This is a genomic window from Pseudonocardia sp. Ae150A_Ps1, assembly GCF_001932315.1.
Classification (GTDB): Bacteria; Actinomycetota; Actinomycetes; order Mycobacteriales; family Pseudonocardiaceae; genus Pseudonocardia.
The window spans coordinates 1,560,791-1,576,238 of sequence record NZ_MCIJ01000001.1 but is presented as its reverse complement, the minus strand read 5'-3'; the positions used below and the strand labels follow the sequence as shown (position 1 = coordinate 1,576,238).

At 74.9% G+C, this 15,448-nt stretch carries 17 protein-coding genes and 2 pseudogenes; 7 read left to right on the top strand and 12 right to left on the bottom strand.

Annotated elements, in window-relative coordinates:
• Nucleotides 1-76 precede the first annotated feature (76 nt).
• From Ae150APs1_RS06980 to Ae150APs1_RS06965, 5 genes and pseudogenes are all read left to right on the top strand, one after another.
• On the top strand, nucleotides 77-820 hold the full coding sequence (locus tag Ae150APs1_RS06980; protein ID WP_212567172.1) for an ABC transporter permease subunit: 744 nt from the start codon (nucleotides 77-79) through the stop codon (nucleotides 818-820).
• Nucleotides 817-1,005 (top strand): annotated as a pseudogene (locus tag Ae150APs1_RS34540) (nitrate/sulfonate/bicarbonate ABC transporter ATP-binding protein); the annotation flags it as partial. The gene Ae150APs1_RS06980 and the pseudogene Ae150APs1_RS34540, both read left to right, overlap by 4 nt.
• Nucleotides 1,006-1,085: 80 nt before the next feature.
• Nucleotides 1,086-1,631, top strand: coding sequence for an ATP-binding cassette domain-containing protein (locus tag Ae150APs1_RS33380; protein WP_254849426.1), 546 nt, complete (start codon nucleotides 1,086-1,088; stop codon nucleotides 1,629-1,631).
• Between the two features lies 1 nt (nucleotide 1,632).
• Entirely contained in the window at nucleotides 1,633-2,535 is a 903-nt protein-coding gene (locus Ae150APs1_RS06970) for an ABC transporter substrate-binding protein (protein WP_010225951.1), read from the top strand.
• Nucleotides 2,528-3,682, top strand: coding sequence for an MFS transporter (locus Ae150APs1_RS06965; protein ID WP_075296519.1), 1,155 nt, complete (start codon nucleotides 2,528-2,530; stop codon nucleotides 3,680-3,682). Before Ae150APs1_RS06970 ends, Ae150APs1_RS06965 begins: the two co-directional genes overlap by 8 nt.
• A 169-nt stretch (nucleotides 3,683-3,851) precedes the next feature.
• Here Ae150APs1_RS06965 and Ae150APs1_RS32655 read toward each other — a convergent pair whose 3' ends face one another.
• The 7 genes from Ae150APs1_RS32655 to Ae150APs1_RS06935 form a co-directional block, all read right to left on the bottom strand.
• On the bottom strand, nucleotides 3,852-4,010 hold the full coding sequence (locus tag Ae150APs1_RS32655; protein WP_212567171.1) for a hypothetical protein: 159 nt from the start codon (nucleotides 4,008-4,010) through the stop codon (nucleotides 3,852-3,854).
• A gap of 222 nt (nucleotides 4,011-4,232) precedes the next feature.
• Entirely contained in the window at nucleotides 4,233-4,832 is a 600-nt protein-coding gene (locus tag Ae150APs1_RS32650) for a PhnD/SsuA/transferrin family substrate-binding protein (protein ID WP_212567170.1), read from the bottom strand.
• Complete coding sequence (locus Ae150APs1_RS06955; protein WP_075296517.1) at nucleotides 4,829-5,296, bottom strand: cupin domain-containing protein; 468 nt, start codon at nucleotides 5,294-5,296, stop codon at nucleotides 4,829-4,831. The genes Ae150APs1_RS32650 and Ae150APs1_RS06955 overlap by 4 nt, the downstream gene beginning before the upstream one ends.
• Nucleotides 5,293-6,399 (bottom strand): Rrf2 family transcriptional regulator, encoded by a 1,107-nt coding sequence (locus Ae150APs1_RS31925; RefSeq protein WP_075296515.1) that lies wholly within the window; start codon nucleotides 6,397-6,399, stop codon nucleotides 5,293-5,295. Before Ae150APs1_RS31925 ends, Ae150APs1_RS06955 begins: the two co-directional genes overlap by 4 nt.
• Nucleotides 6,396-7,520, bottom strand: coding sequence for an LLM class flavin-dependent oxidoreductase (locus Ae150APs1_RS06945; protein ID WP_075296513.1), 1,125 nt, complete (start codon nucleotides 7,518-7,520; stop codon nucleotides 6,396-6,398). The genes Ae150APs1_RS31925 and Ae150APs1_RS06945 overlap by 4 nt, the downstream gene beginning before the upstream one ends.
• A gap of 16 nt (nucleotides 7,521-7,536) precedes the next feature.
• Complete coding sequence (locus tag Ae150APs1_RS06940; RefSeq protein WP_075296510.1) at nucleotides 7,537-8,250, bottom strand: ABC transporter ATP-binding protein; 714 nt, start codon at nucleotides 8,248-8,250, stop codon at nucleotides 7,537-7,539.
• Nucleotides 8,223-9,068, bottom strand: a complete 846-nt coding sequence (locus tag Ae150APs1_RS06935) for an ABC transporter permease (protein ID WP_075296508.1) — start codon at nucleotides 9,066-9,068, stop codon at nucleotides 8,223-8,225. Before Ae150APs1_RS06935 ends, Ae150APs1_RS06940 begins: the two co-directional genes overlap by 28 nt.
• A gap of 869 nt (nucleotides 9,069-9,937) precedes the next feature.
• Between Ae150APs1_RS06935 and Ae150APs1_RS06930 the strand changes: the two genes are divergently transcribed.
• Complete coding sequence (locus Ae150APs1_RS06930; protein WP_075296506.1) at nucleotides 9,938-10,153, top strand: hypothetical protein; 216 nt, start codon at nucleotides 9,938-9,940, stop codon at nucleotides 10,151-10,153.
• Nucleotides 10,154-10,219: 66 nt separating this feature from the next.
• Here Ae150APs1_RS06930 and Ae150APs1_RS06925 read toward each other — a convergent pair whose 3' ends face one another.
• The 4 genes and pseudogenes from Ae150APs1_RS06925 to Ae150APs1_RS34215 all read right to left on the bottom strand — a co-directional run.
• Entirely contained in the window at nucleotides 10,220-10,708 is a 489-nt protein-coding gene (locus Ae150APs1_RS06925; RefSeq protein ID WP_075296504.1) for a carbonic anhydrase, read from the bottom strand.
• Nucleotides 10,709-11,000: 292 nt separating this feature from the next.
• Nucleotides 11,001-11,402 carry a VOC family protein gene (locus Ae150APs1_RS06920; protein WP_010232037.1) on the bottom strand — a complete coding sequence of 134 codons (402 nt, stop codon included), beginning with the start codon at nucleotides 11,400-11,402 and terminating at the stop codon, nucleotides 11,001-11,003.
• Between the two features lie 86 nt (nucleotides 11,403-11,488).
• Complete coding sequence (locus tag Ae150APs1_RS33375) at nucleotides 11,489-12,616, bottom strand: arabinosyltransferase C-terminal domain-containing protein (RefSeq protein WP_349289904.1); 1,128 nt, start codon at nucleotides 12,614-12,616, stop codon at nucleotides 11,489-11,491.
• A 3-nt stretch (nucleotides 12,617-12,619) separates the two neighbouring features.
• A pseudogene (locus tag Ae150APs1_RS34215) lies at nucleotides 12,620-13,141 on the bottom strand (arabinosyltransferase domain-containing protein); the annotation flags it as partial.
• A 38-nt stretch (nucleotides 13,142-13,179) separates the two neighbouring features.
• Between Ae150APs1_RS34215 and Ae150APs1_RS34210 the strand changes: the two are divergent.
• Nucleotides 13,180-13,734, top strand: coding sequence for a hypothetical protein (locus Ae150APs1_RS34210; RefSeq protein WP_170918054.1), 555 nt, complete (start codon nucleotides 13,180-13,182; stop codon nucleotides 13,732-13,734).
• Between the two features lie 1,017 nt (nucleotides 13,735-14,751).
• Here the strand turns inward: Ae150APs1_RS34210 and Ae150APs1_RS06905 are convergent.
• Nucleotides 14,752-15,423 carry a fasciclin domain-containing protein gene (locus tag Ae150APs1_RS06905; RefSeq protein ID WP_010238688.1) on the bottom strand — a complete coding sequence of 224 codons (672 nt, stop codon included), beginning with the start codon at nucleotides 15,421-15,423 and terminating at the stop codon, nucleotides 14,752-14,754.
• Nucleotides 15,424-15,448 lie beyond the last annotated feature (25 nt).

Genomic DNA, 15,448 nt, shown 5'->3' with positions numbered 1-15,448 from the left:
TCCGCCAGGCACCGCGTCCGGTGGGCCGACCGGAACCGCACCCCGGGTGCGGCGGAGTCGTCGTCTGCTGCGGGCCGTGGGCCCGGCCGCGCTGTTCGTCGTCCTCGCGGCGGCGGGCTGGCAGCTCATGGCGGTCGTGGTCGACTCGGTCCTGGTCCCGGGTGTCGGTGACATCGCGGGCGAGCTCGCCGGGATCGTCGTCGACGGCTCGTTCGCCCAGGAGCTCGGCATCACCGTGCTGCGGGTCGCGCTCGGCTTCGCACTGGCCTTCGTCGTCGCCGTCGCGGCCGGGATCGCCATGGGGCGCAACGAGTTCGTGCAGCGGTTCGGGGAACCTGCGGTGCTGCTGGGGCTGACCATCCCCGGCCTGGTGTGGGCGCTGCTGTGCGTCATCTGGTTCGGCGTCGGGCTGGCCAACCCGGTGATCGCGGTCGCGCTGTCGTCGGCGCCGGCCCTGGCGCTGACGATCTACCAGGGCGTGCGCTCGGTCGACCCGGACCTGCTGGAGATGGCGCACGTCTACCGGTTCTCCCGCACCACCCGGCTGCGCAGGCTGTGGCTGCCCGCGCTGGCGCCGTCGCTGTTCGCCGGGGCCCGCCTCGGCCTGTCCCTGGGCTGGAAGGTGATCGTGCTCGTGGAGGTCTTCGGCATGTCGTCGGGTGTGGGGTACCAGCTCAACAACGCCTTCGCCGAGCAGAACGTCGCCGCCGTCCTCGCCTGGACGTTGCTGTTCGCCGTCGTCATGGCGGTGCTGGAGTACGGCGTCCTGCAGGGGCTCGAACGGCGCGCCGGCCGCTGGCGGAAGGCGGTGATCGTGTGAGCGAGCTCGCGAGCGCACCATCGGTGCCGGGCGCACCCGCCACGACCGCGATCCGGCTCGACGGGGTCGGCAAGACCTTCGTCGACGCCCGCACCGGTGCCCCGCAGACCGTCCTCGACGACTTCTCCCTCACCGTGTCCTCCGGCGAGCTGGTCGCGCTGGTCGGCGCCTCCGGGACCGGCAAGACGACCCTGCTGCACGTCGTCGCCGGTCTGACCACACCTGACCGCGGCACCGTCGAGGTCGGACACCCCGGCTCGGTGTCGTGTTCCAGCAGCCCCGGCTGCTGGACTGGCTGCCGGTCCGGCAGAACGTCGTCCTGGCACTGGAGGCGGCCGGGCTGGACCCGGACGCCGCCGACGCCGTGCTCGAGGCCGTCGGGCTCACCGCGTACGCCGGGTTGTACCCGAGCGTGCTCTCCGGCGGGCAGCGGCAACGGGTCGCGGTGGCCAGGGCGTTCGCCGTCGAGCCCGATCTCGTGCTGCTCGACGAGCCGTTCAGCGCCCTCGACGAGCTCACCGCCCGCAAGCTGCGGCTGCTGCTGCAGGAGCTGTGGATGAGCCGTCCGCGCACCGGGCTGCTCGTCACCCACAACCCCCTCGAGGCGGCGTTGCTCGCCGACCGCGTGATCGTCCGGCCGGGCGCCCGGCCCGGGTCGCCGCCGAGCACCGGATCGAGCGGGACCGGCCGCGCTCGGCCGAGGACCCGTACCTGTTCGACCTGCACACCCGCATCGTCGCCGCGCTCGCGTGAGCGGCGCGAATCAGCACCGCGCTCGCGTGAGCGGCGGCCCCCACCGGAAGGAACGTGACATGACCGAGCGTCCGAAGGTCACCATGGAGCTGCTCTCCCTGGTGTTCTCACTGCCCCAGCTCGTCGCCCAGGACGAGGGCTACTTCGCCGACGAGGGCGTCGACGTCGAGTTCGTCACCAAGGCCTACGCCGACGCCGGGGTCTCCCCGCTGGAGGACCACCAGCTGCTCAGCGCGTTCGGGCAGACGAAGTCGCACTTCGAGAGCGGCGAGGCGTCGCTGTACCGGGCCTGCGAGTGGGGGCAGGTCCGGCGGGCCCAGGACACCACGGTCGGCGGCCGGGTCGTGTCCAAGCGGGCCGCCGTGAACGGCCAGGCGATCATGGTCCGCGGCGACCACCCGGCGACCCATCCGCAGGACCTCGCCGGCGTCACCGTGGCGGTGAACTTCCACCACGGCTCGCACTACGTCGCCCTGCAGACCCTGGAGGGCTTCCTGCCCCGCGAGGAGATCACCGTCGCGCACTACGGCGGCCCGCAGGTCCGGTTCGAGGCGCTGCGCGACGGCACCGTCGAGGCCGCCGCCCTGATGGAGCCGTGGATCACCCTCGCCGAGAAGCAGGGGTACAAGGTCCTCGCCGAGGCGTTCTACGTCGGCGCCGAGATCGCGAGCCCGCAGGTCGACGAGGACACCTACGCCCGGATCAACCGCGCGGTCGTCCGGGCCGTCGCGACGATCAACGAGGATCCGCGGCCCTACCTGCACCACCTCACCGCGGAGATCCCCGCGGAGCTCGGCTCCGTCGAGCCGCACGAGATCCCGCTGGGCCGGCTGCGCTACGTCGACCCGGCGCCGTACCCGGAGGCGCAGTTCCAGCGCACCTACGACTGGATGGTGTCCTGGGGTCTCATCGAGGACGACCGGACCTTCGACGCGCTCGTGAAGAACCTGGTGGATGTCTGACGGGTCGACCGCCGTCGCGCGGCCACGCCCGGGTGTCCGGGCGTGGCCGCTCTACGTCGGCGGCTTCCTCGGCCCGTACGCCAGCACCATGGTCACGCCGATGGTGCACGAGGTGGCGGTGGGGCTGCGGACGACACCGGAGGTCGCGGCCGCGGCCGTGACCACCTACATGCTCCCGTTCGCCGCGGTGATGCTGGTGTCCGGTACGCTCGCCGAGCGCTGGGGGCGGGCCCGCACCATGCAGCTGTCGCTGATCGCGTTCGTCGTCGCCTGCGCGTGCTGCGTGCTGGCCCCGACGATCGAGTGGTTCCTCGCCGCGCGGGCGCTGCAGGGCGTCACCAACGCCTTCACGACCCCGCTGCTCGTCGCCGCGATCACCGACCTGGTGCCGCGCGCCGGTCTGGGGCGGGCGCTCGGGTTCTTCGCCGGGATGCAGGCCGCCGGGCAGGCGGCAAGCCCGCTGGTGTCCGGGCCGTCGGCGGTGCTGGACTGGCGGCTGGCGTTCGCGTTCCCCGCGCTGGTCGCGGTCGTGCTGGCGGTGCTGCCCCCGACGATGACGTCGGGCCCGCGCCCCACCGGCCCGCCACCGGTACGGGCTCTGCTGAACCGGAACCTGGCGCTGGCCTGCGCGTTGTCGTTCCTGTGCTACTTCGCGGCGGTGGGCCTCACCGTGCTGGCGATCCTGCGGGCGGAGGAGGACTTCGGGCTCGGCCCGTGGCAGCGAGGGCTGCTGGCGGCGGCGTTCGGCGTCGCCGGGCTGCTCACGGCGCCGTTGCTGGGCAGGCGGCTCGACGCGCTCGGCCCGTGGCGCACCGGGGTGCTGATGAACCTCCTGCTCGCCGTCGGCCTCGTGGTTGCGGCGCTGGGGCCGTCGGTGCTGCTGCTCGGGCTCGGGGTCGCCGCGGTCGGCGTCGCCGTCACCGGGCTGCGGACGACGGTCAACGCGATCGCCGCGACCAGCACGGACGGGAACCGTGCGGGGGCGGCGTCGCTGGCGCTGTCGTTCCAGTTCTTCGGCGGCGCGCTGGCGCCCCTGGTGTGGGTGCCGCTGCACGCCGCGGCCGGCGGCCTCGGCTTCGCCGCGACGGCACTGGCGCCGCTGGTGGGTGTGGGCCTCGCGGCCCGTGAGTGGTTATCGCGGTCCTGACCGCGATAACCACTCACGAGCCGGAGGCCCTCGCCGCCGGTGTGCTCCGCCGCGGCGGACGGCGTTCCGTGCGGATCATGCTCGCCGAGATGCGGCTCAGCGTCGGATGTCGATCACCACGGAACGCTGGGCCGCATCTCGGCGGGGACCGGGCGTGCGGGCGGTGCGGTCAGGACCCGGCGGGGGCGCCGAGGTCCTCGATCGCGGAGCCGACGTCGACCCGGTTGCGGAGCACGCCGTAGTCGGAGTACCGGTCGGCCACCCCCTGAAGCTCGGCCGTCAGGTCCGGGGTCAGCGGCTCGGTGCCGCGCAGTGCCCGCTGCGCCATCAGATCCGCGACGGCAGCCGGACGGTCGGTCAGCTTCGCGTAGATCGCCGCGTTCTCCTGCGGGTTCTCCCGGGCCCACTGCAGGGCCCGGGCGTAGCGCTGGGTGAAGTCCGTCAGCGCGGCCCGGGTGCCGGGGTCCTCCAGCGCCTCGGTGTTGGCGTCGAGGAACGTGAGCCCGGTGCCGAGGCCCTTCGCGTCCCGCAGAACGCGGGCGCCGGACTCCTACTGGGCGACCGCGGTGTACGGGTCCCAGGTGGACCACGCGTCGATCGCGCCGGAGTTCATCGCGGCGGCCGCGTCGACCGGCTGCAGGAACGAGATGTCCACCTGGTCCGCGGGCCCCCCTGCCTCCTCGAGAGCGCGCAGCAGCAGGTAGTGCCCGATGCTGCCCTGGGTGGTCGGCGAGACCGTCTTCCCGCGCAGGTCGGCGACCGAGCGCACCGGCGAGTCCTTCGGCACGAGCAGCGCCAGGCCGCCCTGGCTGGGCGAGCGGGTCGCCGTGACGATCCTGATCCGGTCGGTGGAGGAGAGCGCGGTCAGGGTGGGCGCGTCGCCGGCGAAGCCGACGTCGACCGCCTCGCTGCGCAGCGCCTCCAGCAGCGGGGCGGCGGCCGGGAACTGGGCCCACTCGACCGTGTAGGGGGTGCCCTCGAGCGCACCGGACGCCTCGACGAGCGCCTGCTGGATCCCGGCCTGGTCACCGACCCGCAGCGTCACCTGCGAGAGGTCGGTGGGGCCGTCGTCCGCGGCACCGCCGGAGCAGCCGGCGAGCACCAGGGCGAGCGCGGCGAGCAGGGCGGGGAGGGTGAGTCGGCGGGTCACGGGGTGGTCTCCGGATCGGTGAGCGGGGTGAGCGAGGGGAGGTTCACGACGATCCCCTCCTGGGTGCTGCGCGAGATCACGACGACGGCCGGGTGCTCCGGGTCGGGGTTCTCCTCGCGGTGCGGGACGAAGGGCGGGACGAACACGTGGTCGCCCGGCTCGGTCTGCAGCACGACCTCGCCGGTGCCGTCGTGGAAGACGAACCGGGGCCGTCCGCTGACCACGTAGATCGAGGTCTCCGCCTCGCCGTGGTGGTGGTCGCCGGAGTTCGTGTCCGGGGCGACGTGCGTCTCGCCGGTCCACAGCGTCGACGAGCCGACGGTGCGGCCGCTGATCGCCTCGCGGCGGCTCATCCCGCTGGTCTGGGCGGTGTCGACGGACAGGTCGGCGCCGCGGACCAGGTGCACCCGGGCGTGGTCCGGCACGGTGGTGCCGAGGTCGGGGTGGAAGGAGTCGGTGCTCATCGGGCGGAACGCTCCAGGTCGGTGAGGGTGCGTGCGGTGAGGAACTCGGCGACCGTGCGCTCCAGGTCGGCCCAGAGCAGCGACGCCGGGCCGGTGCCGCGCAGGACGGCGACCGCGCCCTCGGTCGCGCGCACGACGTCGGCGACGGTGATCTCGTCGGCCCGGCGGGCGAGCCGGTAGCCGCCCTCGCAGCCCCGCCTGCTCGTGACGAGCCCGGCGCGGCGTAGCTGCAGCATCACGTTCACCAGCGAGTTCAGCGGGACGCCCCGGGCACGTGACATCGCGTCGCAGGTGACGGTGTCGCCGTCGGCGTCGACGAGCTCGGCGAGCGCGGCCAGCGCGTGGTCGAGCCGGGCCGAGACGGTCAGCGGCGCGGCGCGGCGGGTCCGGGACCCGCCGGACGCCGGTGCGGGCGGTCCGGCGAACCGGGCGCCCTTGGCCAGCCGCTCCAGGAAGAGCACGAGCCGGGCCGCGACGATCCGGTGGAACTGGTCGTTCAGCACGTCGTGCACCCCGTCGGCGACGACGGCGACGTCGTCGGCGGGGCGGGCCAGCGCCCGGATCCCGGCGGCCGGGGCGATCGGATCGGCGTCGCCGTGCAGCCACAGCACCGGCAGGTCGGGCAGCGCTGCGGCGGGCACCGGCGGCGGGGCCTCGGCGAGCGCGCCCCACCCGAAGTCCGGGTCGGCCTCGAGCACACCGCGGTGCACCGGGCAGGCGGTGCGGGCGTCGAGCTCGCCCTCGTGGTCCAGCGCCGGGGACGTGGCGGTGGGCAGCCCGGCCAGCACCAGACCGTCCGGCCGGACGGTGCCCGACGCGGCGAGCCCCCACGCCCGCAGCGCGCCGGTGTCGGAGCCGAGCAGCACCCGGGCGCCGGTCGCGACGGCGAGGGCGTCGGCGACGGAGTCGTCGCCGGCACCCGGACCGGGGACGGCGACGGTCCAGCCGTCGGACGCGAGGCGGCAGCCGAGCCGGGCGTAGATCCCGGGGTGCTCACCGCGCCCGGTCAGGACGGCGACGGTGCCGCGCGAGGTGCCCTCGGGCGCCCACACGGTCGCCGCGGCGGGTGCGGTGCGGCGGGGCGCGGTGGCGGGCCCGCTCACGCCGGGACCCCCTGCACGGCGGCGTCGCGGTCGAGCCCGCGGCGGGACAGCTCGGCACGGACAGCGGGCAGCAGCTCGCGGCCGTAGCGGCGGGCGTCGTCGATCGGGTCGTAGCCGCGGATCAGCAGGGTCGTGACGCCGATGCCGACGTAGTCGGCGAGCGCGGCGGCGACGGTGTCCGGGGTGCCGACCAGCGCCGTCGAGTTGCCCGCGGCGCCGGACGCGGCGGCGGTCGCCGTCCACAGGCAGCGGTCGTGCAGCTCGCCGGCCTCCGCGGCGGCGAGCAGCCGTTGCGAGCCGACGTTGGGCGGCGCACCGGCCTCGCGCATCCGGCTGCCGGTGAAGGAGCCGTGCCCGCCCTTCGCGGCGATGATCCCGTCCCGGACCGCGTGGGCGCGCGCCCACGCCTCCTCCTCGGTGTCGCCGAGGATCGGCCGGAACGACACGCTGATCCGCGGCAGCTCGGTGCGCCCGGCCGCGCGGGCGGCGTCGTGCACGCGGGTGATCTGTTCGGCCGTGCCCGCGAGGGGCTCGCCCCAGAGCGCGAAGACGTCGGCGTGTCGCCCGCCGACCCGGTAGGCGGCGTCGGAGGACCCTCCGAAGTAGAGGGGGATCGGGGCGAGCGGGCGGATCTCCTGCCGCACGCCGGCGGCCCGGTAGTGCTCCCCGGTGTGGTCGAACGCGTCCGGCTCGGACCAGGCGCGGCGGAGGACGGACAGGTACTCGTCGGTGCGGGCGTAACGCTGCTCCTTGTCGAGCCAGTCGCCGTCGCGCCGCTGGTCGGTGTCGCTGCCGGCGGAGATGACGTGCATCGCGACCCGGCCACCGCCCGAGAAGTGGTCGAGGGTGGCGTACTGCCGGGCGGCGAGGGTGGGCGCGGTGAACCCGGGCCGGTGCGCGACGAGGAAGCCGAGCCGGTCGGAGTGGGCGGCGCCGTACGCTGCGACCTGCAGACCGTCCGGTGTGGACGACGAGTGGCCGACCAGCACCTTGTCGAAGCCGCCGTTCTCGTGGGCGGCGACGAACCGGCGGACGGTGTCGCGGTCGACGACCGGCCCTGCGGCGGGGTGGATCTCCGAGACCTCCTGGGTCCCGATCATGCCGATGAACTCGACGGACATGGTGTCCCTCCGATGGTCAGTGCACGCCCAGGCGGCCGAGCAGGTCGGCGCGCAGGCGCTGGAAGTCGGGGTGGGTGACGTCGCGGGGCCGGTCGAGGTCGACGGGCGCGTCGTGCGCGATCCGCCCGCCGTCCATGACGAGCACGCGGTCGGCGAGCACGAGCGCCTCCTCGACGTCGTGGGTCACCAGCAGCACCGCGCAGCGGTGCCGCTGCCAGACCTCGTCGACGAGGCCGCGGGCGGTGATCCGGGTGAGCGCGTCGAGCGCGGAGAACGGCTCGTCGAGCAGCAGGAGGTCGGGGTCGTGGACCAGGGACCGGGCGAGCGCGGCCCGCTGGGCCTCGCCGCCGGAGAGGACCTTCGGCCAGACGTCGATGCGGTGCCCGAGCCCCACCTCGGTGAGCGCCGCCTCGGCGCGGGACCGGTCCGGGCGTCCGGGCAGGCCCATGACGACGTTGCGCCACACCTTCTTCCACGGCAGCAGCCGCGGGTTCTGGAACCCGACGGCCCGCTTCCGTGCCACGGTGACCTCACCGGTCACGTCGTGGTCGAGGTCGGCGAGGATCCGCAGCAGGGTGGACTTGCCGCAGCCCGAGGCGCCGAGCAGCGCGACGAACTGGCCGGGCGGGATGTCGAGGTCGAGGTCGTCGAGGACCGCCCGGTCGTCGAAACGCCGGGTCAGGCCCCGCACCGAGACGGGGTTCACCGTCCGCTGAACGCCGGTCGCCATGACAGGAACCCCCTCTCGAGGAGTCGGACGATGCCGTCGCCGACCAGGCCGAGCAGCGCGTAGAGGACCAGGCAGACGACGATGACGTCGGTCTCGAAGAACTCCCGGGCCCGGTTCATCTCGTAGCCGATGCCGGAGGTGGCGTTGATCGTCTCGCCGAACACGAGCGCCATCCAGGCCGTGCCGAGCGAGTAGCGCAGGCCGACCAGGAACTGCGGCATCGCCGACGGCAGGATCACGTGGCGGACCTGGCCGAACCAGCCGAGCCCGAGGGTCCGGGCGGCCTCGACGAGGGTGGCGTCGACGTTGCGGATGCCGCCGAAGAGATTCATGTAGAGCGGGAAGGTCACGGCCAGCCCGATCAGCACGATCTTCGGCTCCTCGCCGATGCCGAACCAGATGATCAGCAGCGGGATCAGCCCGATCACCGGGACCGTGCGCAGCATCTGGACGGGTGCGTCGATGACGTCCTCCCCGCGCCGGAAGAGCCCGGACAGCGTCGCGAGGACGACGGCGGTGACCACGCCGATCGCGATCCCGGCGACGACCCGCGTCCCGGACACGACGACGGCGCTCTGCACGGCCCCGTCGGCCCACATCCCGGCCGCGGTCTCCACCACGGTGACGGGTGAGGCGAGCACGTCGCGCGGCAGCAGGCCGGTGCTGGACAGCACCTGCCACAGGGCGACGAGCAGGACCGGGGACGCGGTCTTCACCACCCAGCGCGGCACCCGGGCGGGGCCCCGGGTCTGCCGGGTGCGGAGGGTCTCGACGTCGGGCGGCGCCTGGGCGCGCGCCCGTTCGGACGTGGTCGTCATACAAGCTCCTGGAGAAGGGCGCGCCGGAACCACACCCCCACGAGCCGCGGAGGCGCGATGGCGGGCGCTCACCGGTTGCGTCGCCGCTCGCGCGATCGGGCGAGCGTGGCCGGGTTCCGTGAGCGCCGGGAGGGTGTGCCGCGGGGCGGCGCGGGGCAGAGGGGTGACGGGCGGGTCGGGCTCAGGGCCGACAGAGGGCCGACGCGACGCGGGCGAGGTCGATGTGCTCGCGCGTCGTCAGCAGCAGGGAACCGGTCACGACGTCGACGGTAACCGGCCCGGACCTGAAACCCAACCCTTGGTGTTGGGATTGCCGTCACCTGTTTCGCCTGGTGGGAGCAGGTGTGGAACCGGTCCGGACACGTCGTCCGCCCACCGGCGCCGGAACGACGGCGCCGGCCCGCGGGCGCGGTGTCCGGACATCCTCGGCCCGGTGGCCGCGGTGCTCCCGCCGGTCGGGAGGATGCGGACGTCGCGGATCACGTGCCGGGCGCGCGGGTTGACACGGAGGTGCCCACGCTCCCTACAGTCGGGGGACACACCATCCGGAGCGGCCGAGAGACCCGGCTCGACGACGCCGCAGCAACCCCCCGCCGCACGCGGGTGAGGGTGCTCCCGCCGGGACGCGATGGAGGAACCATGCGGTCGACGGCGGAGCGGGCCCACCCGGGCGTCACCCGCGCGACGACCGCACCCCGGGAGCTTCTCGCTGCGACCGCCGGTAGACGGGCGGGGGTGGTGACATGACCCGCACCGTCCTGTCCCGGCGGCGAGTCATCGACTACGTGCGGGTGTGCACCACGCGCTGTCCGTCGAGGTGATCGACCCCCGATCCCCGAGGCACCCTGAGACCACAGGAGACAGACACGATGAGTGCACCGACCCTGCCCCCGCCGGGGGCGACGACCGATCCCGGGACCCGGCTGCTCGACGGCCTGGAGGCCCTCGTCCGGCGGCACCGCGCGCTGCGCACCGCAGGACCCGACGGGGTCTCCGACCGCGCCGACGTGCTGATCACAGCCGAGGTCGCCCAGCAGCTGGCGGTGGCGCGCAACGCGCTGCGCCGCCGTCCCCGGACGGCCTGACCCCGCACACCGGACGGCCCGGCCCCGCACGCTCGCGGGGCCGGGCCGTCCGGGCGTCGCGGGGCCTCAGGCGACCTCGTTCAGCTTCCCGGTCGCGACGTCGAAGACGAAGCCGCGGACCGAGTCCTTCCGCGGGACGAACGGGTTGGCCGTGATCCGGGCGATCGACTGGCGGACGTCGCCGTCGAGGTCGGGGAAGGCCTCGGCGGCCCACTCCGGCTTGATCCCGGTGTCGTCCTGGATGGACTTCTTGAAGTCGTCGTCGGTGAAGGTCAGCATCCCGCAGTCGGTGTGGTGGATGAGGATGATCTCCTCGGTCCCCAGCAGCCGCTGGCTGGTGGCCAGCGAGCGGATCTCGTCGTCGGTGACGACACCGCCGGCGTTGCGGATGACGTGCGCCTCGCCCTCGTTCAGGCCGAGGATGCGGTAGACGTCCAGCCGGGCGTCCATGCAGGCGACGACGGCGACCTTCTTCGCCGGCGGGAGGGGCAGCGGGCCGGAGAAGCTCTCGGCGTAGCGGGCGTTGTTCGCGAGCAGATCGTCGGTGACGGACACGGTGGCTCCCTGACGGTGGGTCGGTGATCGCGGGCGTCGTGCCCGCGGACCTGGGCACGGGGACGGCCGCGCCGCGACCCGGGAGTCGGTGCCGGGGTCGCTACGCGGCCCACCGACAGAGCTCGTCGAACGCGGTGATGCGACGGCTGGGCCAGAACGGTTCGAGCCGGGTGCGCATCACCGCATGATTCGATCGCGGACCGCCGCCGCCGGGCAAGCGCGCGTCCGCACGGTGGTACGGCGGCGGCCGTGTCCGGACACGGCCGCCGTCGCACCGGGGTCCCGGTCCGGGTCAGCCCTCCGGGAACGCGAAGAACTCGAGCGCGATGTTGTCCGGGTCGCGGAACGAGAGCCCGCTGCCGTAGTGCCCCTTCTTGACGCCGCCGTGCGCGATGCCCAGGTCGGTCAGCTTCTGCGCCCACTGTTCCAGCTCGGCCTGCGAGCCGACGGCGAACCCGACGTGGTCCAGGCCGGTGCGCTCCTCGTCGAAGGAGTCCTTCGACTCGCGCCCCTGGTGGGTGTGCAGGCCGAACAGCATGCCGCCGTCCAGCGCGAAGACGGTGTGGTGGAAGCGGCCGCCCTCCTCGTCCTCGACCAGTACCGGATCGGCGCCGAACAGGGCCGAGTACCACTTCGTGCTGCGCTCGATGTCGCCCACGGTCAGCGCGACGTGCTGCAGTCCGGGGAAAGCCACGATGAAGCTCCCTTGCTCCTTGCGTGCAGGTATCCGCACCTGTCTATCAGTGGTGTCCCGGCACCGGCCCCTCCGAGCGGACGGGCTCAGGGCGGCGGGAGCTCCGGACGGCCCAGGGGCGAACGGTCGCCCTCCCAGCCCCAGCGCGACACCCTGTCGGACCGGACGTCGTAGGCGTCGACGGCGAGGTCCGTGTCGATCCGGGTGACCCGCCCCCAGTCGTCCTGCTCGGGGTCGTCGGCGGTGTCGACCCGGGTGCCGATCACCGACTCGGTGGTGGTCCGGCGCATCGCGGCGAAGCTGCCCCCGGCGGCGCCGGTGAAGGAGACGTCGAGGGCGAACCCGAGCGACGACGGCCCCAGCACCAGATAGCGGGGCGTCTGCACCAGCCCGGCCCGCACCGCCGGCAGGTCCCGCAGGCAGGGCGCCGACCAGAGGATGGACCAGTCGACGTAGACGGGGCCGTCGGCGTCGCGCAGCATCGGTGCCGGCTCGACCAGCCGCGGCGCCGCGACGGCGACCCAGCCGCCGGCGTCGGTGGTGTCGTCGACCGCGTGCACGCGGACCCGGTCGGTCCCCTCCGGCAGCTCGCCGACGGTGACGCGCACCCCGCGCCACCCCGGCCGGTCCAGCGGGGTGGCCTCCTCGACCCGCTCGGACGGGTAGTCGGCGCGGGCGTCGTCGGACGTCGCGGTGTCGTCGAGCGGCAGCGCGCCGTCCGGCTCCGCGGACCCGGCCCGGGCGTACTCGAGCTCGACGACGTTGCCCTGACCGGTCCGCCCGGCCACGTCGACCGTCAGCTCCCGGTCCGGTGGTCCCGCCGGGACGGAGTACCAGCGGCTGGTGAACTCGCCGGTCGTCCCCGGGCCGCCGTCGCGGCTGCCCCAGCCGGTGCCGCCGTCCGGCGGGGGCTGCGGCCACCCGCCGCCCTCGGTGAACCCCGTCAGGGTGTCCTCGCCGCCCGCGGCCGCGAGCGCGCCGCCGTCCCGCGGGACGGTCACGTGGTCGAGGATCCCGCAGCCGCCGCGGCCGGTGAACTCGTCCCACATCTGGGCGCCGACCGAGTAGCCGCCGTCCTGCCGCAGGGGTGCGACGGCGAGCGAGCCGACCACCACGGCGACCCCGGTGACCAGCGCGGTCACCACGACACCGGCGGGCAGCATCGCCGCCGCCCGCGGCACGGGCCGGACCGCGAGGAGCGTCCCGGCGAGCACGAGCACCGCCACGAGCAGCCAGACGGCGGGGGAGTCCAGCGGCTCGAACGGCCCGTCGAGCCGCGGGACGCCCCACCCCGACCACAGGAACCAGTCGTTGCGCCCGGCGAACACCAGCGCCGTCAGCACGACCGCCGCGACGGTACCGGCCGCCGCGGCGCCCCGCACCGTCGCGTCGGCGGGTCTGCGCGCGGCCGCGACGACCAGCGCCACCCCCGCGACGACGGCGAGCGCCCCGACCCCGGCGAGCGTGCCGAAGTAGTGCGTCCACTTCGACGGCGACGGCGTGAGCAGCACGAACCCCAGCGCGACGCCGACCAGCGGCACCGGCGTCCGGCGCAGTCCCGCGGTCCACCGGTGCGCGCCGCGCGCGACCAGGGGCAGCGCGGCCACGAGCAGCGCGATCGTCAGCAGCACCGGGAGCCGGCGGCCCAGCCCGCCCTGCTCGTTGTCGAACCCCAGCAGGTACTCCCACCGGCGGATCTCGGAGAACCAAGGCGACAGCGGGCCCGTAGAACGCGTGCATCTCCGTCGCTCGTGCCACCGTGTAGAAGCTCTGCCCGGTGAACACGACGACCGCGCCCGCCGCCGCGATCCCGGCCGCCGCGACCGTCGCGGCGGCCCCGGTGAGGGCCGCGGCGCGCGGGCCGGGCACGCCCCGCCCGGCGAACCGCCGCCATAGGGCCGGGACCAGCAGCAACAGCGGCCCGGCGAGGGTCAGCGCCGACGGCGTCACCGCCAGCGCCAGCCCGGACGCCAGCGCCGCGCCCGACGTCCAGAGCCCGGCCCGGCCACCCGGCCGCGCGACCGCCCGCAGTGCGCAGCACAGGGCGGCCGTGACGGCCAGCGCCGCGAACGGCTCCGGGCGGACCCCCAGGTTCAGCGGGAGCCACCACGCCAGCAACGCGACGCCGAGCGTGCCGCGCACCCACGCCCGGCGGTGCAGGCGGGGAAGCACGGCGGGCAGCGCCACCCGGGACAGCAGCAACCACACCGCGATCCCGGCCAGGACCGACGGGACCCGCAGCCCGAGCGGGCCCACCCCGGCGCCGGCCAGCGCCTGGACCATCCGGATCACCAGGGTGTACGGCGCCTCGGACGCGTTGCCCCAGCGGTAGACGTTCCCGAAGTCGTCGCCCGTGGTGTTGCGGGCGATGGCCTCGGTGAACCCGTCGTCGGTGCTCAGCGGGCCGATCACGGTCCAGACCGCGAGCGTGCCCACGACCAGGACGTCGGCGACGGTCCGCCCCGCCCCGGACGGAGTCCGCAGCGCCGCGAGCCGGGCCCGCCACAACCGCCATGCACCCCGGCGCCGGCGGAGACGGTCCCCGGCGAGCCGGGCGAGCAGGACCAGCGCGGTGGCCGCGGACGCCCACTGCAGGCCGAGCAGGACCAGCTTCGTCCCGGTCGGGGCGGCCTCGAACCAGTCGGCGGTGCGGGCGGTGACCTGCAGGCCCTCGGCGTCCCCCGGGGCCAGGTCGGTGGTGAAGGCCGCGACGGTCCGGACGACGTCGCCGGGGAACGACCGCGGTGCGGCGTCGCCGAGGGTGACCCGGGCGCCGCCGGCGTCGGCGGTGAGCAGCACGCCACAGGCGTCGCCGCCGGGTATCGGCTCGCGCACCAGTTCCCGGCCCCCGGCCTGCACCCGGACGTCACCGCCGTCGGTCAGCACGGTGAACCCGGTCCCGGGTGTGCCCGGCCGCTCGGTGGACACCACGGTCGTCGCCCCGCCCCGGTCCTGCGCGGCACGCAGCACCGGGCAGGGCACCGTCACCCGCACCGACTCGGGCGCGGTGGGCTGGAACGCCGCCGTCGTCGAGGCCGGGAGCTCGCCGGCCTGCGGCCAGGTGACCGTCGTGTCCCGGGTCTCGACCGGCGCGAACGGCACGAGCGCGGCGAGCACCACGGCCAGCACGCCGGACAGGAGGGTGGCCAGGACGAGCGCGCGCGACGGCGGCCGGTCGTGGCCGGGGCGGTCGGTGGGGGACGGGCTGGTCATCGTCTTCCGGGTCGGCGTCGTCGGTGTCCGCGGGCGGGGCGGCATGATCCACCGTGCCCGGGCGGGGCCGGGGCCGCACGACGGCGCGGGCCCGGGACGTCACGCCCCGGACCCGCGCCGTCGCCGGACCGGTGGATCAGCCCGCCTTCGGCATCAGGACCTTGTCGATCACGAACACGGTGGCGTTCGCGGTGGGGATGTTGCCGCACAGGACGTTGGCGGTGTTGCCCTGCCCGTCGGTGACCGTCGGGGCCTCCGCCGTGCCGCCGATGGTGAGGTCACCACCCGCCAGCTCGGTCAGGGTCTTCTTCTGCACCAGGCCCGCGGCGTCCAGGCGCTCCGGGGTGACGTGGTAGCTGAGCAGGCCCTGCAGCTGGTCGGTGTCGGCCAGCAGCGCGTTGAACTTCTCCTCGCCCAGCTGCTGCTGGACGGCGGTGAAGGCGTCGTTCGCCGGGGCGAAGACGGTGATCGCCTGCTGCTGGTTCAGCGTGTCGGCCAGGCCCGGGACCTTCCCGACCGCGGTGACCAGGGTGGTGAGCAGCGGGTTGGTGCTCGCCGCGGTCGCGACGGGCTGCGGGCCCATGGAGTCGAGCGAGCCGGGCTCGTCGCCCTGCGGCAGCTGGCCGCAGGCCGGGCCGACGACGTCGTCGTTGGTGGTGACGCCGTCCGCCGCCGGTGCGGCCGCGGCCGACGAGGACGGTGCGGGGGCAGCCGGGGCGGCCGGCTCCGCACCACCACCGCACGCGGCGAGACCGAGGGACAGGGTGGCGAGCAGGCCGACGGTGGCCAGGGTGCGGGTGGCGCGCATCTGTCGATTCCTTTCGAATGCCGAC